Origin of the sequence: Methylocella tundrae (assembly GCF_901905185.1) — a bacterium.
Lineage (GTDB): Bacteria > Pseudomonadota > Alphaproteobacteria > Rhizobiales > Beijerinckiaceae > Methylocapsa > Methylocapsa tundrae.
The window spans coordinates 23,951-47,372 of the sequence record NZ_CABFMQ020000084.1; the positions used below are offsets into that span (position 1 = coordinate 23,951).

At 62.3% G+C, this 23,422-nt stretch carries 20 protein-coding genes and 5 pseudogenes; 8 read left to right on the forward strand and 17 right to left on the reverse strand.

The window, feature by feature from the left end; genetic code table 11:
- Nucleotides 1-4: 4 nt before the first annotated feature.
- Nucleotides 5-1,522, forward strand: a complete 1,518-nt coding sequence (locus MPC4_RS11775) for a hydrogenase large subunit (protein WP_174512677.1) — start codon at nucleotides 5-7, stop codon at nucleotides 1,520-1,522.
- 11 nt (nucleotides 1,523-1,533) lie between these two features.
- On the forward strand, nucleotides 1,534-2,040 hold the full coding sequence (locus MPC4_RS11780) for an NADH-quinone oxidoreductase subunit B family protein (protein WP_174512678.1): 507 nt from the start codon (nucleotides 1,534-1,536) through the stop codon (nucleotides 2,038-2,040).
- Between the two features lie 468 nt (nucleotides 2,041-2,508).
- Here the strand turns inward: MPC4_RS11780 and MPC4_RS11785 are convergent, their stop codons facing one another.
- The gene (locus tag MPC4_RS11785; RefSeq protein WP_174512679.1) at nucleotides 2,509-2,781 is read right to left on the reverse strand and encodes a hypothetical protein; all 273 of its coding nucleotides are present in this window, start codon (nucleotides 2,779-2,781) and stop codon (nucleotides 2,509-2,511) included.
- Between the two features lie 284 nt (nucleotides 2,782-3,065).
- Between MPC4_RS11785 and MPC4_RS21250 the strand changes: the two are divergent.
- Nucleotides 3,066-3,230: pseudogene (locus tag MPC4_RS21250) on the forward strand (transposase); the annotation flags it as partial.
- On the opposite strand, the pseudogene MPC4_RS21255 reads toward MPC4_RS21250, so the two are convergent.
- Nucleotides 3,218-3,418, reverse strand: a pseudogene (locus MPC4_RS21255) (IS30 family transposase); the annotation flags it as partial. The pseudogenes MPC4_RS21250 and MPC4_RS21255 sit on opposite strands and share 13 nt — an antisense overlap.
- A gap of 75 nt (nucleotides 3,419-3,493) precedes the next feature.
- Nucleotides 3,494-3,989, reverse strand: a pseudogene (locus MPC4_RS21260) (transposase); the annotation flags it as partial.
- A gap of 642 nt (nucleotides 3,990-4,631) precedes the next feature.
- Between MPC4_RS21260 and MPC4_RS11800 the strand changes: the two are divergent.
- Together MPC4_RS11800 and MPC4_RS11805 are read left to right on the forward strand one after the other, a co-directional pair.
- A complete protein-coding gene (locus tag MPC4_RS11800) occupies nucleotides 4,632-5,876 on the forward strand; it encodes a DUF2252 family protein (RefSeq protein ID WP_174512680.1) in 1,245 nt (414 codons plus the stop codon).
- A 112-nt stretch (nucleotides 5,877-5,988) separates the two neighbouring features.
- A pseudogene (locus tag MPC4_RS11805) lies at nucleotides 5,989-6,123 on the forward strand (IS6 family transposase); the annotation flags it as partial.
- Nucleotides 6,124-6,391: 268 nt separating this feature from the next.
- Here the strand turns inward: MPC4_RS11805 and MPC4_RS11810 are convergent.
- The 4 genes from MPC4_RS11810 to MPC4_RS11825 are packed head-to-tail and all read right to left on the reverse strand — an operon-like array spanning nucleotide 6,392 to nucleotide 9,983.
- Nucleotides 6,392-7,333, reverse strand: coding sequence for an efflux RND transporter periplasmic adaptor subunit (locus MPC4_RS11810; RefSeq protein ID WP_174512681.1), 942 nt, complete (start codon nucleotides 7,331-7,333; stop codon nucleotides 6,392-6,394).
- A complete protein-coding gene (locus MPC4_RS11815) occupies nucleotides 7,330-7,539 on the reverse strand; it encodes a DUF1656 domain-containing protein (protein WP_174512682.1) in 210 nt (69 codons plus the stop codon). The genes MPC4_RS11810 and MPC4_RS11815 overlap by 4 nt, the downstream gene beginning before the upstream one ends.
- Entirely contained in the window at nucleotides 7,536-9,578 is a 2,043-nt protein-coding gene (locus MPC4_RS11820; RefSeq protein WP_174512683.1) for an FUSC family protein, read from the reverse strand. Before MPC4_RS11820 ends, MPC4_RS11815 begins: the two co-directional genes overlap by 4 nt.
- 18 nt (nucleotides 9,579-9,596) lie before the next feature.
- Nucleotides 9,597-9,983, reverse strand: a complete 387-nt coding sequence (locus MPC4_RS11825) for a MarR family winged helix-turn-helix transcriptional regulator (RefSeq protein ID WP_342343631.1) — start codon at nucleotides 9,981-9,983, stop codon at nucleotides 9,597-9,599.
- Between the two features lie 423 nt (nucleotides 9,984-10,406).
- On the opposite strand from MPC4_RS11825, the gene MPC4_RS11830 reads away from it, so the two are divergent.
- The 3 genes from MPC4_RS11830 to MPC4_RS11840 all read left to right on the forward strand — a co-directional run bounded on the left by MPC4_RS11830 (nucleotide 10,407) and on the right by MPC4_RS11840 (nucleotide 14,055).
- Entirely contained in the window at nucleotides 10,407-12,941 is a 2,535-nt protein-coding gene (locus tag MPC4_RS11830) for a heavy metal translocating P-type ATPase (RefSeq protein ID WP_280514795.1), read from the forward strand.
- A gap of 200 nt (nucleotides 12,942-13,141) precedes the next feature.
- Nucleotides 13,142-13,642, forward strand: a complete 501-nt coding sequence (gene cueR, locus MPC4_RS11835; protein WP_174512705.1) for a Cu(I)-responsive transcriptional regulator — start codon at nucleotides 13,142-13,144, stop codon at nucleotides 13,640-13,642.
- 218 nt (nucleotides 13,643-13,860) lie between these two features.
- Nucleotides 13,861-14,055, forward strand: a complete 195-nt coding sequence (locus MPC4_RS11840) for a heavy-metal-associated domain-containing protein (protein WP_174512685.1) — start codon at nucleotides 13,861-13,863, stop codon at nucleotides 14,053-14,055.
- Between the two features lie 163 nt (nucleotides 14,056-14,218).
- Here the strand turns inward: MPC4_RS11840 and MPC4_RS11845 are convergent.
- From MPC4_RS11845 to MPC4_RS11890, 10 genes and pseudogenes are all read right to left on the reverse strand, one after another.
- Nucleotides 14,219-14,410, reverse strand: a pseudogene (locus MPC4_RS11845) (DDE-type integrase/transposase/recombinase); the annotation flags it as partial.
- Between the two features lie 128 nt (nucleotides 14,411-14,538).
- The gene (locus tag MPC4_RS11850; RefSeq protein WP_174512686.1) at nucleotides 14,539-15,321 is read right to left on the reverse strand and encodes a sulfite exporter TauE/SafE family protein; all 783 of its coding nucleotides are present in this window, start codon (nucleotides 15,319-15,321) and stop codon (nucleotides 14,539-14,541) included.
- A complete protein-coding gene (locus tag MPC4_RS11855) occupies nucleotides 15,318-16,337 on the reverse strand; it encodes an MBL fold metallo-hydrolase (protein ID WP_174512687.1) in 1,020 nt (339 codons plus the stop codon). The genes MPC4_RS11850 and MPC4_RS11855 overlap by 4 nt, the downstream gene beginning before the upstream one ends.
- Before the next feature lie 106 nt (nucleotides 16,338-16,443).
- The gene (cynS, locus tag MPC4_RS11860) at nucleotides 16,444-16,893 is read right to left on the reverse strand and encodes a cyanase (RefSeq protein WP_174512688.1); all 450 of its coding nucleotides are present in this window, start codon (nucleotides 16,891-16,893) and stop codon (nucleotides 16,444-16,446) included.
- A 26-nt stretch (nucleotides 16,894-16,919) separates the two neighbouring features.
- The gene (locus MPC4_RS11865; protein ID WP_244628976.1) at nucleotides 16,920-17,768 is read right to left on the reverse strand and encodes an ABC transporter ATP-binding protein; all 849 of its coding nucleotides are present in this window, start codon (nucleotides 17,766-17,768) and stop codon (nucleotides 16,920-16,922) included.
- A gap of 88 nt (nucleotides 17,769-17,856) precedes the next feature.
- Entirely contained in the window at nucleotides 17,857-18,726 is an 870-nt protein-coding gene (ntrB, locus tag MPC4_RS11870; RefSeq protein ID WP_174512690.1) for a nitrate ABC transporter permease, read from the reverse strand.
- Between the two features lie 18 nt (nucleotides 18,727-18,744).
- Complete coding sequence (locus MPC4_RS11875) at nucleotides 18,745-20,145, reverse strand: CmpA/NrtA family ABC transporter substrate-binding protein (RefSeq protein WP_174512691.1); 1,401 nt, start codon at nucleotides 20,143-20,145, stop codon at nucleotides 18,745-18,747.
- Between the two features lie 98 nt (nucleotides 20,146-20,243).
- Complete coding sequence (locus MPC4_RS11880) at nucleotides 20,244-21,569, reverse strand: FAD-dependent oxidoreductase (RefSeq protein ID WP_174512692.1); 1,326 nt, start codon at nucleotides 21,567-21,569, stop codon at nucleotides 20,244-20,246.
- Entirely contained in the window at nucleotides 21,566-22,702 is a 1,137-nt protein-coding gene (locus MPC4_RS11885; RefSeq protein ID WP_174512693.1) for an acyl-CoA dehydrogenase family protein, read from the reverse strand. The genes MPC4_RS11880 and MPC4_RS11885 overlap by 4 nt, the downstream gene beginning before the upstream one ends.
- A 67-nt stretch (nucleotides 22,703-22,769) precedes the next feature.
- Nucleotides 22,770-23,324, reverse strand: coding sequence for an OsmC family protein (locus MPC4_RS11890; protein WP_174512694.1), 555 nt, complete (start codon nucleotides 23,322-23,324; stop codon nucleotides 22,770-22,772).
- Between the last annotated feature and the right edge of the window lie 98 nt (nucleotides 23,325-23,422).

Sequence of the window (23,422 nt, forward strand, 5' to 3'; positions counted from 1 at the left end):
AACGATGCCGACGCTCGCCGAGACCTTCGCCAGCGCGCTGGCCGTCGAGAACCACAGGCCATGGCCGCGCCATGCCGGCGGCTCCGATCTCTGGCATTCGATGGCGGAGCGGGTCGCCGCAGGGCAATGGACGCTGTCGGGGCTCTGGGGCGACAAGGACGCGGTCCACATGGCCCTGCTTGATGAAGCCGCGCATCAGTTCGCCGTCGTCACGCGCCCGTGCCCAAAGGGCTATTTTCCGTCCATCGGCCTCAATCATCCGCCAGCCATCCGGCTCGAGCGGGCAATCCACGATCTCTACGGCCTCGAACCGAGGGGGCTTCCCGACCAGCGCCCCTGGCTCGATCACGGCCGCTGGGGCGTGCGCCATCCCCTTTCCGCCCATCCCAGCCCCACCGTCGCGCCGGAGCCCTATCCGTTCCTGCCTGTCGAGGGGGCGAGCCTCGATCAGATTCCGGTCGGTCCCGTCCATGCCGGCATCATCGAGCCGGGCCATTTCCGCTTCACCGCCAACGGCGAGGCCGTCGTGCGGCTCGAAGAGCGCCTTGGCTATGCGCATAAGGGCGTCGACGGCCTGACGACAGGCGCCTCCATCGAACAAGCGGCGAAGCTCGCCGCGCGGACATCGGGCGACAGCACGGTCGCCTATTCTCTGGCATTCTCGCGGGCGGTCGAGGCGGCGCTGGAAATCGACGTCCCCGTCCGCGCCGTCTGGCTGCGCGCGCTGATGGCCGAACTCGAACGCCTCGCCAACCATTTCGGCGACATCGGCGCGATCTGCAACGACGTCGCCTTCGCGCTGATGCTCGCCCATTGCGGCGTCCTGCGCGAGCGCGTCCTGCGCACGGCGGCGGCCTGTTTCGGCCATCGGCTGATGATGGATTGCATCGTGCCGGGCGGCGTCGACGCCGATCTTTCTGCCAAGGGGGCGGCGTTGATCCGCGACCTCATCGGCGCCGCGCGTCGCGCCTTTCCGGCGCTCGTCGAGCTTTACGACGACACCGCTTCGCTTCAGGACCGGACCGTGGGCGCCGGCTTCCTTCAGCTCGCACTCGCCCGTCAATATGGCTGCGGCGGCTATGTCGGCCGCGCTTCGGGCCGCAATTTCGATGCGCGGCGCGATCTCCCCTATCCGCCCTATGACGCGCTGAGCTTCACCGTTCCCGTCCGGGAGGATGGCGACGTCAATGCGCGGGTGTGGATCCGCATCCACGAAGTCGAACAGAGCCTCTCGCTGGTCGAACAGATCCTCGATCGCCTGCTGCGCGCGCCCGGCCCGCTGCGCGCGCCCGTGACGGCGGGCCGGCGCGGCGAAGGCGTCGCGCTCGTCGAGGGGTTTCGCGGCGACATTCTCGCAATCGTCCGCATCGACGCGGAGGGGCGCATCGAGCGCTGCCACCTGCGCGATCCGTCCTGGTTTCAGTGGCCCCTTCTGGAAGCGGTCATCGAGGGCAATATCGTCGCCGACTTTCCGGTCTGCAACAAATCCTTCAACTGCTCCTACTCCGGGGCTGACCTTTAGGCCGCACGCGCATGCGCAAGATTCTTTTCGAGAGCATTCTCAAAGGGCCGCTGACCGAAGCCGCGCCCGGCCCTGAGGACGTCGAACTGGCGGCCTACGCGGCGCAGGTCGATCACGCCGCCCGCGCCCGCCTGGGACGAAGCCTCTCCATTCGCGAGATCGACGCCGGATCGTGCAACGGCTGCGAACTCGAGATCAACGCGCTCTCCAACGCCTTCTACGATCTGGAGCGCTTCGGCCTCCGCTTCGTCGCCTCGCCGCGTCATGCCGATGTTCTGCTCATTACCGGCCCCGTGGCGAAGAACATGAACGAGGCGCTGCTGCGCACCTATCAGGCGACACCGGCGCCAAAATGGGTCGTCGCGGCGGGCTGCTGCGCGCTAGATGGCGGCGTCTTTTCCGGCGGCTACGCCTGCGCCGGCGGCGTTTCCGCGCTGGTTCCGGTCGACCTCTATATTCCGGGCTGCCCGCCGACCCCGACCGCGCTGCTCAAAGGGCTTATCGCGCTGATGCAATAGCCCTTGAGCCGCGTCGGAAGTCGTCAGCATTGTAAATTCACGCCCACTATTGCGTCTCATACGATTTCTGAGCAATCGTGGTAAGCTTCGACTGTACGTCTGTTCCTAGGCGCTTTGGCGTGAGAATTGTGGATCTTTCGTTCTTTTGGGCGCATGCAGATTGCATGAAGCTTATCATGTAGGAAAGATCGACGCTTCCAAATGAGATCCGACAGCGCTGTCTGGCAATTCACTGAATAGCATTTGCTCACGGTGCTTCATCATTTTGCATACGCGAGGGGCGTTCCGGCGAGGGTGAGACGGATTGCTTCGAGGGAGCCGATAGAGCGGATGTCGGCATGAAGTGTGACTCCCTACTCGGTGTGGAATCCGTTGGTGATTGTTCGGAACCGGCGCAGTGACGAAATGCGCGCTCGGAGCCGTTGTTCGTCGCGGGAATGTCGTGGTGCTTACGAAGACGAGGAGATGTTACCTCGTTCTCTTCTTGATCATGCGGTGGAGGTTGACGCCAGTCTCGCAGGCCGGTGAAAGACGCATGAGTCCGTCGAGGCGGGTATTGAGCCGTGCGGCGTAGATTTTCAGGGTCGTGTCAGCAAGGCTTTGTCGCCGCCCGATCCGGCAGGCGCGGCCGAGCAGATGCCGAAGCTCGGGCGCGAAAATGTCGTCACCGGCGTCGACATATTGCGCGGCGCGGATGAGATGAGTGAGGCGGACCTGATTGTCGACTGCCGCCCAGCCCATTTGGCCGCCGTAGCGGTCGGAGACCCAGAAATCGGGCGGGAAGCCGCCAAGGAAGTCCTCCAAACCGCTACAAATGAGAGAAGTTGATACGAGGGACTTGACGCCAAGCGGGCCATTACGGAAGCGTACAAACAATCACAAACCTTCGCTGACCTCCGCCCCGCCGAGATCGCCACGGAAATTGCACCGGGCAATCGCGCCGTCCTGCTGGTCGACCAAGCCGGCCGGCACGTGTCGAACCGGCTCATCCTGCCGCATGGAAGCCCGACGCGCGGCAGAGTTCGATGCCGGAGCAAAAGCGTTTTACGCGGGAATTTGAGGAGGAGGCGGTTCGCCTGGTTCGTACGAGCGGGCGGACGCAGCGAGAAGTTGCGCACGATCTTGGAATCGGGCTGTCGACCCTGGTCCGGTGGATTGCACGCGGCCGGGATCGCTTGATTGAGGCGCCCTGGTCCGAGGTCAGCAAGCGCCGCAATTGCTCAGGCAGCCGGGTGATTGTAGCGGCGATGGCGTCCCTAACGGCCTCTGCGCTATGGCCGGCCAGTGCGGGGCCGTTCTTCACACGGGCGATGTCGCCGTGACCTTCCATGCGCGGCAGATGCAACAAAATCGTGAAGCGCGTCGTTCGCTCGATCAGCTCGATCTGAACGTCTTTTCCAATGCAGCCATCGCAATCTCCCAAGCGGGCGTTGCGACGATCGATTGAATCCGCCGGGCTGACGCTCGACTCCATATCCAGCACGACGCCTTTCGGCGAACGACGGCCATGAACGCGGTCGATCCATTGGCCCGAAAGATCGGCGAGCACGCCGAGGTTCTTTTCATCCGTCAGCCATAGCGTCTCGAAACGTCCCATTTGGCTCGCCGACGCGGCGCATCGGGAGGCCGTTTTGCCGCCGACGATCCAGCGCATCGCCGGATCATGCCGAAGCCGTCCTGCGTCGTTCGCATCCTCGTATCCAGCCAGTCGCCCGAACACGGCCTACCGCAACATCCCCACGAGCGCGTGCCGGCTGTTCTTGCCGGTGCGGGCGTCGGCGCGCCTCCCGCCCCGCCATGGCGCTGAGCCCGAGTGCGTCGTCGAGTTCGCGGTATGCGAGCAGACCAGCATCGGAGGTCACGACCGAACCGCGAAATTGCAGCGTCAGCTGGCGCCCGAAATTGAGCATGAGAACGCGCTCGCTCGATTCACCCGCCGGGTCCGTCATCACAGCCGCCGTCAAATCACACTAACATTCTGATTATAATAGATGAATCGCGGCCCTGACGCCAGAAATCAATGAGCTATCCGGTGAATGCGGGTTAACAAGTCACCAACGCTGCCATGCACTGCGCTCGCGCCGCCATTTTTGGTCATTCCTTCGGCCGCCACTTATGTCACTGTTCAAAATCTAGGATTGCATAACAAGTCAAGGTCCCCGTGCCGCCCATGGCGCGTCGGTTGGGCTTTTGTTCCAGCAACGATTCGTCCGCCGCGCGCCATGCAGCCAAAAAAGTCGGGCGCCGCGCGAGAGCGGCAAAAACTCTGGTGTTCAAGCGGCACTGAGAAAAGGCGGGGTTGGTTGGAAGATCGGGTGGAGGGGCAGCGCCGGCAGGTCGGGCTTGTGCTGGAGCCGTTGCCGTAGATTGCGGTTCGCCATAGCCGCTCGAACCTGGATCGTCACCGTCCATTCCATCGCCGCCTCCTCAAGTCGGCGATCTTCATGAAACGTGCTTGGTTAAGGTTTCCTTTTCCCCGTCACCCCAGAGTTTTTGCCGCTTTCGTCGAATGCACGCGGCTCATTGCAACCGTAAGAGGCCAACCTAAGTTTGGGCGTTAGGGGTCGCAGCCCGAGCCGACAGGACGCCTCATGAAATCGAAGCATTTCCAATATCCCGCGGTCGACGAGCGCGAACCTATTTTGATCGGCGCGCGTAATCTCAAAATGGCCCGATCCGCGCACGCTTATGTACGCGGCAATACACTCCAATTTTACGAATGGCTCGACGCGCTCGACGTCGGCGTGTTGCCGGAAGGGCCGCCCATTTGGATTTGTGGCGATTGTCACGTTGGCAATATCGGTCCCATCGCGGACGCCGAAGGGCGGATCGAAATCGAAATTCGTGATCTCGACCAGACGGTGATCGGCAATCCGGCGCATGACCTCGTTCGGCTTGGCCTATCGCTGGCCTCGGCGGCGCGCGGTTCCGATTTGCCGGGCGTCGCCACGGCCCAAATGCTGGAGCAGATGATCGAAGGCTACGAGCAAGCCTTCGACGCGCCGGATGGGAAGGTGGCAGCCGACATCCCGCAAACGGTTCATTTCGCGATGAAGCAGGCCGCAAAGCGGTCATGGAAGCATCTCGCGCGTGAACGCATCGAGGACACTGATCCCATCATCCCGCTCGGCAAACGGTTCTGGCCGATTTCCGACGCGGAGAAACAGGATATAGTCCTACTCTTCGAAACCGAGCAAGTTCATCAGCTTGCGACGATGCTACGATCGCGCGCCGATGACGCGGCCGTCCAGCTGCTCGACGCCGCCTTTTGGATGAAAGGATGCAGCTCTCTCGGGTTGTTGCGTTATTGCGCCCTTCTTGGCGTCGGAGGGCCGTCCTTCGCCGATATGGACATGTGCCTGATAGACGTCAAAGAGGCCGCGAAGGCGGCGGCGCCCCGCTGCGCCGCAGTCGAGATGCCGTCCGACGACGCGCGGCGGGTCGTCGAAGGAGCGCGTCGTTTATCGCCTTTCCTCGGCGAGCGCATGCGGGCCGACCATTTGCTCGATCGCCCCGTCTTCATCCGCGAACTCCTGCCGCAAGACCTCAAGATCGAGATCAGCGCGATGTCTCACGACGAGGCCGGGAAAGCCGCGCGCTTCCTCGCCGCCGTGGTCGGAAAGGCGCATGCGCGCCAAATGGACGAAGGGACGCGGACAGGTTGGCGAATGGAATTGAGTAGGAGCCGTTCGAAAACGCTCGAAGCGCCGTCATGGCTCTGGTCGAGCGTTGTCGACCTGCTTGTGAGCCATGAGCGCGGCTACCTCGAACATTGCCGCAAGCACGCGTCAGCGGCCAATGTCAGCGCCGCGCCGCGCTTGCGGAGCGCTTTATGACGGAACTCGTCGGGTGGTCGGCTGCGGCGATCCTGCTTCTGACGATTTGCCGACAGGTATACACCCAATGGCGCGACTGTACGCGGCGCAGCAATATTAGGCCTCGGAGCGGCGGCGGACCATCAAAGGCTTCGAAGCCATGCTCTGGCTGCGCAAGGGCTTCGGCTTTACCGGCGAATGGACCGTCTGCGAACAGAATGGCCTGCTCGCGCGCTGTTTCGGACTTAAAATGGTTAACGAAACCTGAAACGCACTCTCTGCAAACCCTTATGGCGACTTGCTACGAAGATTGCGACACGCTCCGCCACACCTGCTCGGACTTCTCCCGTTCGACGATCGGCGCGAGCGCAGCCTGCGCAGCGTGTTTTACGATATCCTTGGCGCTCGATCATATTCCGATGAATCAGTTCGACCTGATCGACAAAACTAAGCTCGTATGAAACTGGACCTCTGCCCGATCGAATGACTCCATTCGATCGGAGAGCGCCCGAGAAGCCCAGCGAGGGCAAAAGGCTTCATCCGGCCTGTCCAGAGAACTTCGCCGTCATTGTCCGCCACAGTTTCAACGGAAAAGGCTGCGGGGCGTCGTCATGCGAGTCGATCGACACAGTGGTCGTGCGGCCGGCTATGAGCCGCACGCCGTCTGGAACCTGATCCAGGGCGATGCGCACAGGGACGCGCTGCGCAAGCCGAACCCAGGAAAAGGTCGGGTTGACGTTGGCGAGAAGATTTGCTCCGGCGCTTCTTTCCCGGTCCTCGATGCCGCCCGCGATGCTTTCGACCCGCCCTGAGAGTGGGGCGGGTTCACCCATCAGGCGTATCGTGGCCTGATCTCCGATATGAATGCGCGGCAGCTTGGTCTCCTCAAAATAACCCTCGACCCGCAGGGTGTCGCTGTCGATCAATGCCATGACGCCATGGCCGACAGAGACATAAGCGCCCGGCCGCAGATCCATGTTCGTGATCCGGCCGTTGACGGAGGCGCGCACCTCGGATCGCGCGAGATTGAGCCTGGCGACATCACGATCCGCCATGGCCTGCTCGTAGGCGGCCTTGGCCTCGAGGGCGGTCGCGCGCGCCAATTCGAGTTTCTGCTGCGTGACGGCGGCGTCGCTGAGCTTGGAGTAGCGCTGGTAGTCGGCAGCCGCCTGCTCGTCGGCCGCCTGCTTGCCAGTGACCACCGCCTCCGCCTGACGCAAGGCGAGACTGAAGCGTTCAGGGTCGATGCGAAAGAGCACGTCGCCGCGCCGGACGTCTTGGTTGTCCGCAACGAGAACATCCTTCACGAGCCCGGAGACGTCCGGGGCGACGGCGACCACGTCCACGCGCACGCGGCCGTCCCGCGTCCAGGGCGCCTCCATGTAGTAATCCCACAAACCCCATCCGACGATGATGGCGAGGGACAGCATCCCCAGGGTGAACATGAGGCGAAAGGTGAGAGTGAGCAGCCGGTTCATGAGAAGAGCCTGGTAGTGGTGGAGACAACGACCCCGAGGAGAACGACGTAGAGCGCGAGGTCAAACAGGGGCCGGCGCCAAATGAAGCGGTAGAGCCCGCACCAGCTCAGGATCCGACGAACCGTCAGGCTGAGAAAGAAGCCCGCCACCATCCAGATGAAGAGGCTCGGCACGAAGACGCCGTAGATGTCGATTTCGCCCATCATGCCGCGAACTCCGGTCGGACTGTCTTCGACGCGGTGGAATGGTAAGGCGGCGCGTTCGGAAACAGGGCGCGGCGCAGCCCAATCAATCCAAGCAGAGCACTGCGATTCTCGGCGCGCTTTCCCTCCGCTGCGGCTGCATCTAGCCCTGCGTCGACGACGGCGAGGAGATCCTTTGGCGCCTCGTTGGCGTCTGTGCGGAAGTGCCGGGCAAGGACGTCGAGGATGTGTTCGATTTTGGACCTGGCGTCGCTCGATAGGCTGGCTCGGACCCGCCGTAGCTCGACGAGATTGATGCCGATCCGCACCTCGGCGAGCAGATCGGCGGTCCATTCGGCGTCGTCGGGGGGCAAGGCGGCAAGGCGGGGCGCGATCAGGCCAACGCGGTCCAGCATCAAGGCGGCGAGTTCGAGACCATGCTGCGACCCATGCTCGCTGGCCTCTCTGACGAGGCTTTGGCGATTGATGCGCCGCAGACGGCGCGCGCTCCAGGCGCCGCCGACCGAACGTACGAGCCGCGTCACGACAGCTGCGGCCCAGACCCCGGCAATGACCGCCACGGCTGAGTTGATGAAGGGCGCGAAGTCGCCCTTATAGCCGTTCTGGATCGCTATCATGGTCGCGCCGTTGACAGCTGCGCCCATGGCGAGAGGCGCCGTCCGCAGCTGCGTCATAAAGACTCCGCAGATAAGAAGGCCCGGCGCGAGAGCGAGGGCGAGCATCTCGAAGCTCGTTGCAAGAGGCAGGATCGCGAACAGATAAGCGCCTGCCCCGATAGCCCCGAGAATGGCCGAGTTGGCGAAGGAGATGATGTGAGGCGCGGGATCGTCCTGAGCGGCGAAGAAGCAGCAGCCGACCGCCGCCATCATAGGCGCCGCGGAGCCGTCTGGCCAGCCCGTCGCGATCCAGATCAGACACGTCGCCAGGATCGCGATGAACGCGCCGATCGCGGAAAGGAGCGCCATTCCATGGTCGCGGTGGCGTATGGTTCGCGCCGTGGCGGTGTAACGGAAGACCAGCTGTTCGCGCTGCAAGGATCCGTCCTCGATGTGCCGCTGCAGCACCCGTGTGTCCTGACGCAGATCGATGAAATCCCGCATGCGAGCGATCAGGCTCGCAAGTATAAGATCGCCCCAACCCGTTTCGGGACCGAAGTCCGGGTCGGCTGCGCTTGCTCTGTCACGCAACTTCTTCGCCACAGCCGGTTCAACGCCGCCGGACGCGAGCCAATCGGACATGTCGGAGAGGAGCGACTGAATCGCAGAGGGAAGCATCCCCGCTCTTTCCAACGTCTCGATCCGGTCGGAAATCGAGGACACGATGGGCAGGAACATCAGCATGTGCTGGCGCAGCGTGGCCATCGCGTCCGCCGAACGCTCCGCTCCCGACATGTCGTAGCGGAGCGGCGTGGCGAGGGCTTCGAACGCCACCGCCTCGGCGGCCAGAAGCAATCGATTCGATTGCGTATCTCTCGCCATGCGAAATCGGCTGAAAACATCGATAACCCAGGCTCTGGCGTAGCGCAGCCAGAGTTCGAGCCGGCGCGCGATCGCCGACGCGGCCGACTGCGGCAGCACGACCGCCGAGACAAGGCTTGCGCAGAGAATGCCGAGCGTAATCTCTTCGGCTCGTGCGACGGCGGTATCGAAAATCGCGCCAGGACTGTCAACGGCCGGGAAACCGATCAGAGCGGCGGTGTAGCCGGCGAGCATCAAGAGGTAGCTGCGAGGCGTGCGGTCGAGGAGTGAGAAATACAGGCAGACGCTCACCCAAAGCGCGATAGCAAGGGTGAGTAGTTCCGGCGCGTTGACCAGGTTCGGCACCAGGATCACGGTGACGACTGCTCCGAGTAACGTACCGCACACTCGGTAGACCGCCTTCGAGCGGGTTGCGCCAGCGAGCACCTGACTCGTGATGTAGACGGTGCCGACAGCCCAGTACGGGCGCGGCAGGTCGATCCACATCGCAAGGAACAGGGCCAGCAACGCCGCGCCTAATGTTTTGATCGCGAAGGCCCAGTCGCGCCACCCGGGAATAGTCATCGCGCCCGCCCGTTTCGGTTAGGGGCCGCCTGCATCATTTGCCGCCTCGTCAATCGTCCGCGTCAAATCTTGCAGCGCTTGGAAAACGCGCAGGCTCGCCTTTAGGTCCGCGGCGCTCACATTAGCAAAGACCGTCTCGCGCAGCGTCGAGAGCTCAGCTTCGATCTTTGCGACAACCGCCTGCCCGGATGCGGTGAGGCTGAGCACCTTGGCGCGCCGGTCCATAGGATCTTCGCGACGGATAATGAGGTCCGCCGAACACAATTGGTCAAGAAGGCGGACCAGGGTCGGTCCTTCAACGCCCATCGCCTCGGCGAGCGCGTTTTGGCGTGGCTCGTCGTCAAGACGGGCTATCAGCACCAAAGGGTGAGCCGTCGCGTCCGAGAGCCCGTATTGCTTGACCACAGCATCGGCCGCTCGTCTCCAATGGCGACCCGCGAGAAGGAGCGCGTGGGTGTAAGCCTGGCGTAGCTGAGACAGGTCCTTCGACAATGAATTACGCGTCCTGCTGCTGACCCTGGAACGCTTTCCGGGGCTATCTGCATTCATATAGATAGCTCACGAATAAATAGATTGCAATCTATCAAGTTATCCGAACTGAAATATCAGGAAGCAACGCTAATCGCTGCAGGGCGCTTGCTGAGGTAAGCCAACACAATGATGATGCCGGAGCGTTTGGCGGTTCGCGCGCTTGACGTCGCGCGAGCGCTTGACCTTACCATCGTTGGAAGCCCCATCTCCTGTGCGACCAAACAAACAAGGAGTGATTCAGTGACTTCCGTTGCCCCGCGACAGAACACCGATCCATCGCCCCCGGCCGCCGCTCGCCTGAGCCTGCCGATCGAGGGCATGACCTGCGCCTCTTGCGTCGGCCGCGTCGAGCGGGCGCTCAAGGCGGTTCCCGGCGTGCTCGAAGCCAACGTCAATCTTGCCACCGAACGCGGCGATATCACCTTCGCCGGCGCTCCCGATCCGACAGCCGTCGTTCGAGCGATTGAAAACGCCGGCTATGCCGTTCGCGAAGAGACGATGGAGCTGGCGATCGAGGGCATGACCTGCGCCTCTTGCGTCGGCCGGGTCGAGAAGGCGCTCGCGCGCATTCCAGGCGTGACCGGAGTGAGCGTCAATCTGGCGACCGAGCGCGCCTTGATACGTCACCTCGCCGGCGCCGTATCGATCGTCGACCTTGAAGCTGCGGTCGACCGGACAGGATATGTCGCGCGGAGACTTTCGAGCGAGGCAGGCGCGTCCGGCGACCGTGAGGCTGAACGGCGCGAGCATGAAGGGCGGGCTTTGCAACGCTCGCTGCTGATTGCCGCCGCACTCACCCTGCCAATCTTCGTCATCGAAATGGGGTCGCATCTTATTCCGGGGGTCCATCATTGGGTGATCGGGACCATCGGCGAACGGACGAACTGGTATCTGCAATTCGCGCTCGCAACGCTCGTTCTTTTCGGGCCCGGTCTGCGCTTTTTTCGCAAGGGCGTGCCGGCCATCCTGCGCGGCGCACCCGACATGAATTCGCTGGTCTCCGTCGGAACGAGCGCCGCCTACGGCTACTCGGTCGTGGCCACATTCCTGCCGCGCGCGCTGCCCGCGGGCACGGCGAATGTCTACTACGAGGCCGCCGCCGTCATCGTAACTTTGATCCTGCTCGGTCGCATGCTCGAGGCGCGCGCCAAGGGCCGGACGTCAGAGGCGATCAAGCGGCTGATGGGTCTTCAGCCCAAGACGGCGCGGGTCCAGCGCGACGGCGACACGGTCGAGATCCCCCTCGGCCAGGTGGAGGTCGGCGACACTGTCCTCGTGCGCCCCGGGGAGAAAGTCCCGGTGGATGGCGAGGTCATCGAGGGCAGTTCCTACGTCGATGAATCGATGATCACGGGCGAGTCCGCGCCCGCGTCAAAAGGAGTCGGCGCCGGGGTTGTCGGCGGGACCATCAACAAGACCGGCGCTTTTAGTTTCCGCGCCACCAAGGTCGGCGCCGACACGGTGCTGGCGCAGATCGTCCGCATGGTCGAGGCGGCGCAAGGCTCCAAGCTCCCGATCCAGGGGCTCGTCGATAAGGTGACCATGTGGTTCGTGCCGGGGGTGATGGCGGCGGCCGCCCTCACCTTTCTGATCTGGCTGGCGCTCGGCCCCACGCCGACGCTCACCTTCGCCCTCGTCAATGCGGTCGCGGTTCTGATCATCGCCTGCCCATGCGCCATGGGCCTTGCAACGCCGACCTCGATCATGGTCGGCACCGGCCGCGCCGCCGAGCTTGGCGTGCTCTTCCGCAAGGGAGAGGCCTTGCAGGCGCTTCGCGACGTGACGGTGATCGCATTCGACAAGACAGGCACGCTGACCAAGGGTCGCCCCGAACTCACCGATCTTGTACCCACGGCGGGTTTCTCGCGCGACGAGATCCTCGGGCTGGTGGCGTCAGTCGAGACCCGCTCTGAGCACCCGATCGCGGAGGCGATCGTCGAGGCGGCTAAGAGGGACGGCGTCGCGCTGTCGCCCGTCGATTCATTCGAGGCTGTTCCCGGCTTCGGCGTGTCGGCTCTTGTCGCCGGCCGGCCCGTCGAGATCGGCGCCGATCGTTACATGAGCCGGCTCGGGCATGACGTCGGCAACCTTAGAAAGGCCGCCAAACACCTTGCGGACGAGAGCAAGAGCCCGCTCTATGTCGCGATCGACGGCCGCATCGCCGCGGTGATTGCCGTCGCCGATCCGATCAAGAAAACGACGCCCGAGGCGATCCGCGCCCTCCATGCCCTCGGCCTCAAGGTCGCGATGATCACTGGCGACAATGGCGGGACGGCCGCCGCGATCGCCAAGAAGCTCGGCATCGACGAAGTTGCGGCCGAAGTGCTTCCGGATGGCAAGGTCGCGGCGCTCAAGAGGTTCGGCGGCAACGGCGCGCGAGTCGCTTTCGTTGGCGACGGCATCAACGACGCTCCCGCTCTCGCTGAGGCCGACGTCGGTCTTGCCATCGGCACCGGCGCCGACGTGGCGATCGAAAGCGCCGATGTCGTGTTGATGTCGGGCGACCTGCGCGGCGTGCCGAACGCGATCGCGCTCAGCCAGGCGACGATCAGGAACATCAAGCAGAACCTGTTCTGGGCCTTCGCCTACAACATCGTTCTGATCCCGGTCGCGGCGGGCGCGCTCTATCCGATGAACGGCACGCTGCTTTCGCCAATCGTCGCTGCGGCCGCGATGGCGCTGTCCAGCGTGTTCGTGCTCGGCAACGCGCTTCGCCTCAAGCGCTTTCAGGCGCCTATGGCGATCGAAGTCCGCGATGAGCCGCCTGCAGATGGGCGGGGGCGTCCCGGAGGCGCGGTTGGTCATCCCGTCGAGCTCACGCCCGCCGAATGACCACTCCAATGTCACGTTCGGCCGTTTCCATCGATAACATCAAGGACGCCGGATTGGCTACCATCCAATTCGGGCGCTTATCTATACAATGCCGACGTGGGATTTGTCGCCAGGAAGGCCTGACCCGCCTGGCTGGAAAGGTCTCTTGGTGGCGTGGCCTGCGGAGGTCCGCCAGCGCGACGCCTGGAAGGAGAAAGACGATGAATATCGGCGAAGCGGCCAAGACCTCCGGCGTTTCGACAAAGATGATCCGCTATTATGAACAAATTGGCTTGATCCCGAAGGCGGTCCGCTCCGAGGCCGGTTACCGCAATTATAGTGCGACGGACGTGCACAGCCTGCGCTTTGTCCATCGCGCGCGCGATCTCGGCTTCTCGGTTGAGCAAATTGCCGAACTGCTGGCGCTGTGGCGCGACCGCGAGCGCGCTAGCGCCGACGTCAAGGCGGTGGCGCTAGCGCACGTTGCGGCTCTCAAGGCTAAGATTGCGGAGCTTGAGGCGATGTCGCGCACGCTCGAGCACCTGGTCGCGCACTGCCGGGGCAATGACCGACCCGATTGCCCGATCATTGAAGATCTAGCCGACCGGACCGCCGCAGCGGCCGAGGAAAGGTCCGCTCGGGCTCGCCATCGGGCGCCCCGCTTCGGGACTGACACGCCTGCCTCGGCGCGCGCGCGCAAGCTTGGCGGCGCCCGATCTTGAGCTCAGTCGGCTCGTCAGAGCGCGGCGATCGCCATCCTCATCCGCTATTTGGCCGGCGCCGGCGTCTATCAGCTTCTCCCGCGGCCTCGACAATGGGCCCATCGGGCGCCCCCGCGGCGGCGGCGCCGAAAGCAAGGACAGCCGATATCTGGCTCTTGACCTTACCACGGTGTCAAACCCTACCTTAATAAATGAAAGAACAAATCAGGAGATCCACCATGCTTCGCTTCCACATCCCCAACATGACCTGTGGCGGCTGCGCCAAGTCCGTCACAAAAGCCCTGCAAGACGTCGATCCAAAGGCCCGCATCGAAACCGATCCATCGACTCACGAAGTGCGCGTCGAAAGCACGGCTGACGCGAGTGCGCTGTTCGCGGCGCTCGAAGAGGCTGGCTTTCCGCCCGAGCGATAGCGGAGCAGCGCGGCCTAAACCCTTAAGGCCGCCGACGGAACGCGCGTTGAGGCCGGATGACCTACAATCGCCGGCCGAAAATTTTGGACAAAGTACGCGAGCAACGGAGAACTCATATGATAATTCGACTGGAATGAATATCGCAAATAAGTGGTGGCCCGCGTCAAAGAGGTCGGTCCGCTCCGAAGCAGCGTGCAAGCGGATCGTTTTGTTGACAGACGATCCATTGACCAGAAAGACCAAAGCCCTTGCGCAACCAAAGCATGGCCTCGAAGCCTTTGATGGTTCGTCGTCCTCTATTGAAGGATTGGAAGCAGCCGATCTTCGGCGCGTTCTTCTTCAATCGGAAATGGTCGCGACATCAAGCAACACAACAAGAGGTCAAAGCCATTCGCCTGGACTACCTCAGCATCGCCAATCTTCGAAAAGCTTGTCCAAATCCTTGAACCATCCGCTTGCGTCAGTGCACTAGCGTCCACCCATTCATAGGGCATGCGCGCCCTTCCAGAGCATGTAGGCTGCGACCGCGAAGATCAATCCGGCGAAGACCATATTCAACGCGCCTTTTCGCGCCGAGAGCGCATAGGCGGACCGTGTTCCCATCCAACCGCCAAACACGCCTCCGCCGCAGAACGCCAGCGCTAGCGGCCAATCGAGCAGGCCGGACAGCGCGTAGTTGAGCGCGGTCGCCAGGCCAAAGGCGGTGATCGCAACAAGCGACGATCCGATCGCGTTGATAATGGGCATGCCGGTTGAAGCCACGAGGCCGGGCACGATGAGGAAGCCTCCTCCAATTCCGAAAAAGCCAGAAAGCAAACCGGTGAGGCCGCCAAAACAAAGTACCTTCGGCAGATTGCGCCCTTCGCATTCGACAGCGGCATTGCCAACGTCGCGGCGGCTGCGAAGCATGAGGACGCCGACGGTGATCATGAGCAGGGCGAAGAGGAAGAGAAGCTTCTGTCCGTCGATTATCTTGCCAAGCGTCGAGCCGACGAGCGCGCCCGCGACCCCCATGCCCGCATATTGCGCGGCGCAGCGCCATTTGACGGTGCCGCTCCGCGCGTGATTGATCAGATTTGTCCCGGCATTGACTGCGACGGCGAATGCGCTGGTTCCGATCGCCAGATGTGGATCTGAGACGCCAACGAAATAAATCATGAGGGGAACGGCAAGGATGGAGCCGCCGCCGCCGGCCAGCCCCAGGACGAAGCCGACCATGCCTCCGGCCCCAGCGCCGAAGACATATTGCACGGGTTCGAGCGTCATCTCTCCGCCTCAGGCGCTTTGTGCCAGTTACCACGGGCCATAGTTTGGCGCGGGGCAGACCGGACGCCGGAGGCCATCGTGGCCTCTTTATCGCCGTTGAGCGGGATCTTGAGGTAGCGCTTGCCATTGTCCTCCGGTTCTGGGAGGCGGCCTCCGTTTATATTGACCTGAAGAGAGGGCAGGATGAGGTGAGGCGCGGTGAGCGTGTGGTCACGTTCGTTACGCATCTTGACGAATGCATCCTCGCCAACTCCGCCGCGAAGATGAATGTTGCCGGCGCGCTCCTCCCCGACGCTGGTTTCAAAAACGAAAGCGTCGCGTCCCGGCGCTTTGTAATCATGGCAGAGAAAAAGCCTTGTCTCGTCGGGCAGCCTCAGCAATCGCTGGATCGACCGATACAGCTCGCGTGCGTCGCCCCCGGGAAAATCAGCACGGGCGGTTCCGTAGTCGGGCATGAACAAAGTGTCGCCGGTAAATACCGCGTCGCCCACCACGTAAGCGAGATCGGCCGGCGTGTGACCTGGAACCGCAAGCGAAATCGCCGAAAGGTCTCCGATCGCGAAACCGTCCCCGTCGTCGAACAGAACGTCGAACTCCGAGCCATCCTTAGCGAACTCTGTTCCCGCGTTGAAAAGTTTGCCGAAGGTATTCTGGACGTGAAGAATGTTGCGGCTGATCGCAATTTGTCCGCCGATTTGCCTTTGCAGATAAGACGCGGCGGAAAGGTGGTCGGCATGCGCGTGCGTCTCGAGCAGCCATTCAACCGTCAAGCCTTGCGAACGCACATAGGCGATGATGGCGTCGGCCGAGCGATAGGAAATCGTGCCCGAGGCGGGATCGAAATCAAGAACGCTGTCGATGACGGCGGCCCTGGCGCTGGCGGGATCGAGGACGAGATGGGTTGCGGTGAAAGTCGCTTCGTCGAAAAAGCTCCGAACCACAGGCCGCGCCGTATTGTCCCGCCGGCTGTTCAGGATTAGCAGAGAGGCTTGATCGAGAATCCAGTCCGTCGTCATTGTTCCTCGCTCGCGCCGAAGAGTTCCTTGTCGTCTCCAGTTCGGACTGGAACGCAAAGAGCCTCGGCGCCGACATCGAAAAGTGTTTGCTGAAGGAGCGTGTGACTCAGTAAGAGTTGTAAGGCAGGAACTTGCCGGACAGGACGACGCGAACCCGGTCGCCTTTGAGATCAGGCTCGCGTTCGATGTTCATGGAAAAGTCGATGGCGCTCATGATGCCGTCGCCGAACTCTTCTGAGATGAGCTCCTTGATCGTCGTCCCGTAGACGGAGACGATTTCGTACCAGCGGTAGATCAAGGGATCGGTCGGGATAGCGCTCGGCAATGATCCTCTGTAGGGCGCGATCTGTAGCCACGCGACGGCTTCGTCTGGAAGCCCGAACAATTTACCGATTGTCTCGGCCTGTTCCTTGGAGAATGTCATCTGCCCGAGGCATCCCGCCGTGGTCCACTCTTTGCTCAGGTTTACTGCCTTGGCGACGCTCGCCCAGGTTAGCTTTCTTTCGACCTTGGCCGCAAGGATCATCTTCGTGACATCGGTGCGATCGGCAATCATATCCAGTCTCCAGTGTGTTGCGTTGTCTATTGGGCGGCGATGGGGAGCGCGCTCCCGTCGAGAGTCCCAAATCCGTCTTCGTCAACGCCGGGGCGCACGATCAGCGGCCCTGTACGCTCGCTTCCGACGTTCGCGGCGGCGTTTTCCTGCTGGATCGTCTTCGAGCGGCGGACGAGGAAATCGACCAGATGATTTCGGATTCGGTAGAATTGTGGATCATGATGCATCGTCGCCCGAGCCCGGTTGCGGGGCATCGTGTTGACGACGATTTCGGCGATCCGGGCGTGCGGGCCATTGCTCATGAGCAGGATTCGATCGGCCAATAATATCGCCTCGTCGACGTCGTGGGTAATCATGAAAACAGTCTGGCGCGAAGCGGCGCAGATCCGCAGCAATTCGTCCTGTATGACGCCGCGCGTCAGCGCATCGAGAGCCCCAAAGGGTTCATCAAGCAGCAGCATTTTGGGCTCAACCGAAAAGGCCCGCGCGATGCCGACCCGCTGCTTCATGCCGCCGGAAAGCTCAAATGGTTTTTTGTTGGCGGCCGCAGACAGTCCGACCATCGCAATGAAGCGCGCGCCATGGGCGCCTATCTGCACACGCGTCCAATCGGGATGGCGCGAGCGGACCGCAAAGGCGATATTGTCCGCAACAGTCAACCAGGGTAGCAGCGCGTGACTCTGGAATACGACGCCACGATCGAGACCCGGCCCGGTAATCTCCTTTTCGTCCATGATGACGCAGCCTTCGCTCGCCTCTTCAAGACCGGCCAACACATTGAGGATTGTGCTTTTGCCACAGCCGGAGTGGCCGATGACGCAGACGAACTCGCCGCGATCGATCGCGAAGCTGACGTTCTCGAAAACAGGAGGCATATCGGCCCGATATCGCTTCGAGACGCCATCCACCTTTAGGAAGGGTCTGTTCGCGAAGGCAGACACGGCGTATGCGTCTTCTCGCCCCTTATTCCGCATAGGTCACTGCCTTCTGAAGTTGGCCAAAGAGTAGATCGAGAGTCATGCCGACGAGGCCGATGAGCAGGACGGCGAAGATCACATTGGCGATAGAAAGATTGTTCCACTGGTTCCAGACGAAATAGCCGATGCCGGTTCCGCCGATCAGCATTTCACCGGCGACGATAACGAGCCAGGCGATGCCCATCGAGATCCGCATGCCGGTGATGATAGTCGGCGCGGCGGCCGGCAGGATGACGAGGAACGCTTTGCGGAACTGGCCGACCTCGAGCGTCTTTGCGACGTTGAGCCAATCCTTGCGAACGCCGGCGACGCCGAAAGCCGTGTTGATCAGTATCGGCCAGATCGAACATATGAAGATCACGAAGATACCGGATATTGACGAGTCACGGATCGTGTAGAGCGCGATCGGCATCCAGGCGAGCGGCGATATCGGCTTAAGGACCTGAATGAAAGGAGCGAAGGCGTGATAGATCAGAGGCGACATGCCGATAGCAAAGCCAAGCGGGATCGCGACAAGGACGGCGATCAGATAGCCTAACGCCACGCGCCCCAGCGAATAGGCGAGTTGCAGCCCGATCCCTTTGTCGTTAGGCCCATTATCATAGAACGGATGGCGCAACTGTTCCGCGGCGACCACGAAGAACTGCGCCGGCGTTGGAAAGCCGTTGACCTTGGCGTCGCCGCTCTCAGCCTCCGATTTCATGCCCATCAGCTCGGCGTATTCGGCCTGCGCGAGCGTCATCGCCGCCTGCTTCGCGGCCGGTCCGGAGCTCGTGGCGATCTGCCAGACGGCAAGGAGCGCCAAAAGAAGAGCCAATGAGAGAATTGCCGCCCTGAGGCGAAGAGCGTTGTCCATGGGGAGGGTCCTTGTGCGTCAGCTTCGTTTGATGGCGAAGCCGTCGAGATAGGCCGCTGGCTGAGCGGGATCGAAGGTTCTCCCCATGACGTCGAATGACCGATAACCTGACGTCAGGGCGTCTGCGTCGGCGCCTATGTCAAGCTGCTTCATCAGGCGCCGCGCGTCGGTCAAGAGGAAGACCTGTTCGGCGAGCTTGTTGTAGTCGATATGCTCCTTGACATAGCCCCAACGCTTCATTTGCGTCAGCATCCACGTCGCCATCGAATACCAAGGAATTGGATCGAAGCCGGATCGATCGGGCTCGTTGCGGACATTGCCGAGACCGTCGGCATATCGGCCTGTCAGGGCTTGTCTCACCACGATCTCGGGCTGGTTCAGATATTGCGCCGGCGAAATCGCCTTCGCAATATCCGCGCGGTTTGCCGGGCTGTTGGCAGCGGCCGAGGCTTTCAACATCGCGCGCATGAGGGCGGCGAAGGTGTTGGGATTTTTCTCGATGAAAGCGCTCGATGCGCCAAAAGCGCAGCAAGGATGGCCGTTCCATATGTCCTTGGAGAGAATATGAATGAAACCGATTTCGTCATAAATGGCGCGCTGGTTGAACGGCTCCGGACCGAGGAATCCGTCGATGTTGCCCGCGCGAAGATTAGCGATCATTTCTGCTGGGGGCGTGATCCGTAGCTGAACGTCGTGATCGGGATCGATTCCGTGTTCGGCGAGATAGTATCGCAAAAGGAAATTATGCATCGAATATTCAAAGGGAATTGCGAACTTCATTCCCTTCCAGTTCTTCGGATTGCGGTTGTCGCGATGCTTCAGCGCGAGCGTGATCGCCTGCCCATTGATGTTCTCCATGGCGGCGACGCGCATCGGTTGCGGCGACGAGCCGAGTCCCATCGTGATCGCGAGCGGCATCGGCGCAAGGAAATGGGAGGCGTCGAGTTCGCCGTTCAGCATCTGGTCCCGGACGAGAGCCCAGCCGGCCGTCTTGGACAGGGTGACGTTGAGGCCCTGTTCGCGATAGAAACCCATCGGAACGGCCATGATGAGGGGCGTCGCGCAACTGATCGGTATAAATCCAATCTTCAGCTCCCTCTTCTCGATCGGCCCCCGCGCTTCCGCCGCCATCGCGGTTAGTGCGGAGATCGGCACGACGCTAGCGATCGCCGCCATGGCGCTGGCTTTGCCGACCGCCGAGAGAAATTTGCGGCGCAGCGCGTCATTGGGAAAAAGCGCCTTGACCGCCGCCGCCTCGACGACGTCACAAGTCAGCGCCTCAGGGTCGCCGGCGCGGCGGCTTCCCGCCTTCGCCAGCTCTGCGTCATGATCGGGCTGGCTATCATGCGCCCCGCAGCAGCAGCGTCCGAGCGCAACCTCTGCATCAAAGGGCCGATAGATATTGTCGTCGCCGTGCATCTCTTGGGCTCCAGGTTTAGCGCTCGGCTCGATCGGTTTGCATCTATTGGCTCAACGATCTATCGATCATTATGCGTCCTGGGCTCCGCCACTGCGCCTCATGCCGCCAGTCGCGATGTGAGTTCACCATTTTGCCACTGCTCCATGACGAGCCGCTCGGTGTCGTCTTCCACGATGCGCCACTCGCCGTCCGGATGCGGCGTCCCGTACATGACGAGCGGCATCGAGCGCGTCTTCAAGCGGATCACCGGCGAGCGATGATCGTAGCCCTGGTGCGCCTTGCCAAGCAGATGATGCGCGATGGCGTCGGCCTGTTTGGCGATGGGCTCGATGAAGCGGCATGGCGAGCCATTGATGCTGATGCAGTCTCCGAGGGCGTAGATGTCGGGCGCGCTTGTGCGCAGCGTGAGCCTGTCGACGACGACGCCGCGATCGAATACGAGGCCGGCGTTGCGGGCAAGCCGCGATTGCGTGACCAATCCTGTCGCCGCGATCAGTTCATCGGCGTCGATCTTGCGCCCACATTGCGTGAAGATGCTCAAGCCATCGCCGGCGCGGTCAACCGCACTTACCTCGATCGGACCGATGAAGCGGACGCCGAGGGATTCGAGGCATGTCCGCAGCCGCCGCGAGGCGTATTCTGGAAGCAGTCCGGCAAGCGGTCCGGCGTCTCTGCAAAGGAGCGTGACGCTGTGTCCGCTGCGCGCAATATCTTCGGCCAGTTCGCAGCCAATCATGCCGGCGCCGACGATCGCGACCTGCTTGGGACGGTCGGCGAGCCGGCGCTGCAACCCTGACCAGGCCTCCAGATCGTTGACGCGCCAGCAAAGATCCGCCGGCAAAGTTGATGGCAGGGACGGACGGGCGCCTTGCGCAAGGATGAGGTGCGTGTAGCGCAGCGTCCCACGCGTCGTGCGCAATTGATGTTGCGCGGGAGAAATTCCGACGGCGAAAGAGCCGCTCAGCAGCCCCACGCCGAGACGCTCCGCAATATCAGATCCAAGCTCGCGGCGAAGCGTCTCGGCCGATGATCCTCGAGCCATCGCGCCCGAGAGTTCAGGCTTGTTGTAGGCGTCCCCGGCACAGGCGGTGACGAGAGCAATCGGCTTCGTCACATCGAGCGCCCGGATGGCTTCGGCCACCGCCCAGCCAGCCGCGCCGGCTCCGACAATCACGACGCCGATGTCTCTTGATCCCGACGACGCAGGAGCCAGCGCTGGCGCCTCGCGTCGGACAAAGAGTTCAAAATCGGTCTTCGTGACGCCGCAGAGCGGACACGCCCAATCATCGGGGATGTCCTCGAAGCGCGTGCCAGGCGCGAGACCGCTGTCCGGGTCGCCCAAAGCTTCGTCATAGATCACTCCGCAGGCGCGGCAGATGTATTGGCGCCAAGGCAAAAGATCTTGCGTGGGATCTTCATTCATGCGGGAAGCACCTCTTGAGAAAGTCGCGCCATCTCCCAGCGCAGATGTTTGATCGCCGGCGTCACGATGGCGACGAAATGCGCTTCTCGGACCCGGCGCTGAGGCGCCGCTGAGGCGAGATAACCTTTCGCGCCCTGATGGAGCAGAGACGATTGCGATGCGCGCAACGCCAGTTCCGAACACTGGACGCGGGCGTCGAGGACGTCGAGAAGGTAGTCTTTCGACCCGTCGTAAGGCGTTTCGGCAAGCTTCATCACCCGCGCGCCGAGGTCGTCGAATTCCGCCTGCAGTTCATCGGGCCGGTCGCTGAGATGCTGGTTGACATGCCCGAGCGCGGGCTCGACTTCTCGGATCGAATCGATGCTTCCTTGCACGACGCCCATTCCCATGCCCGCCTGCAAAAGGACGAAGACCGCGCGGATTTCTGCGATCAGCGGCCGCGCCGGGTCGGCGACGAGATCGTCGTCGCCGACGAAATAATCCTTGAGCCCGATCCCGAAAGTGCTCGTCCCCTCCATCCCCGAGAATGTCGGGCAGGACCGCAGAACGACGCGCTCATCGCAGCGTAGGATGAAAAGAATCTCATGTGACCGTTCGCCGTTCCTATAAACTCCGGCCACGGCGCCGCAATATTGACCCGGCCCGATGTGGCTGACCCAAGGCAGCGACCCGTTGACGCAATAGCCGCCAGGAACCTTCTCGGCCCGCAGCAGCATAGGCTCGATGCCGGCCAGCGCCTTCATCGGATTTGATAGCGCCGTGCCGCCGAAGGTCAGTCCTCGGGCATGCTGATCGAGGGCTGTTCCGTTTAGCGCCGGATTGCCGGAGCGCTCCATATAGAGACCGCAGACGGCATGCGCCCACATCAGGAAGCCGGTCGCGCCACAGGACCGGCTTACCGCCTGCGCCGCTTTGATGGCGAGGGCGACGTTATTGCCGTGGCAATCGAGATGGGCGCCCAGAGCTCCAGCCTGGCCAAGGGAGCCCATGATGTCGAGCGGATAATAGCCGTGATCTATGCGGGTCGCGGCGGCCTTCAAAGGGCCTTTGGCGATCGCGATCGTCCCATCGATGACGGCGGCTGCGCTCCACTCGGTCTGATCGTGAGGCGTCAAAGCCATGGCGCTGTTCATTCGAAACCTCCGGCGGGATCGACTTGAGAGCGACGGGAAGCCCGCGGACAGCTTCCCTGGCGCTTAATCAGTCGGCAAGACCGATGCTGAACGGGATTGGATTGCGCATGGTGTTCGCGACCGGCGAATACATGTTCGCCTGCTTGACGATGGCGTCGAGTTCCTCGCGGATGGCGTCGCCTTCGATTGCGACTTTGACGCGGATCTCCTGGAAGCCCATTTGCGCGGGCTGCATTTGCGCGCCGCCGGCGCCCCACGCCGCTGGATTGCCGATGTCACCTTCGAGGAAGAGCTCCAGCCGAGAAAGCCTGACGTTCTTCCAGGTGGCGACGGCCGTGATCCCGACCGCAAGACATCCGCCAAGCGCCGACAACACAATCTCTCCTGGCGCCGGCGCCGTGTCCTGACCGAAGAGATACAGCGGCTCGTCGACGACAACCGGCTGGTGTGAGCCGACGTAGCTGAGGGTGCGATATTGCCCGTCGGAGACCGTGTGGACAACATTCGTGCCGCGTCTTTTCGGATCGGCCCGTCCCTTTTCGGCGAAGGCCATGAGGCCATCGCGATCGATCGGCCGCAAATAAGCCTTGGCGGTCGTCTGCGTTTCTGTTGCGGCGTCCATCGGGCGTCCCTTCAATATGTCCAGATTGAAAGAGTGTGAAATGCACTCGGACATAGTGTTATCAAAGGACATGCCAGACGCTACGGTTCTGCATATAT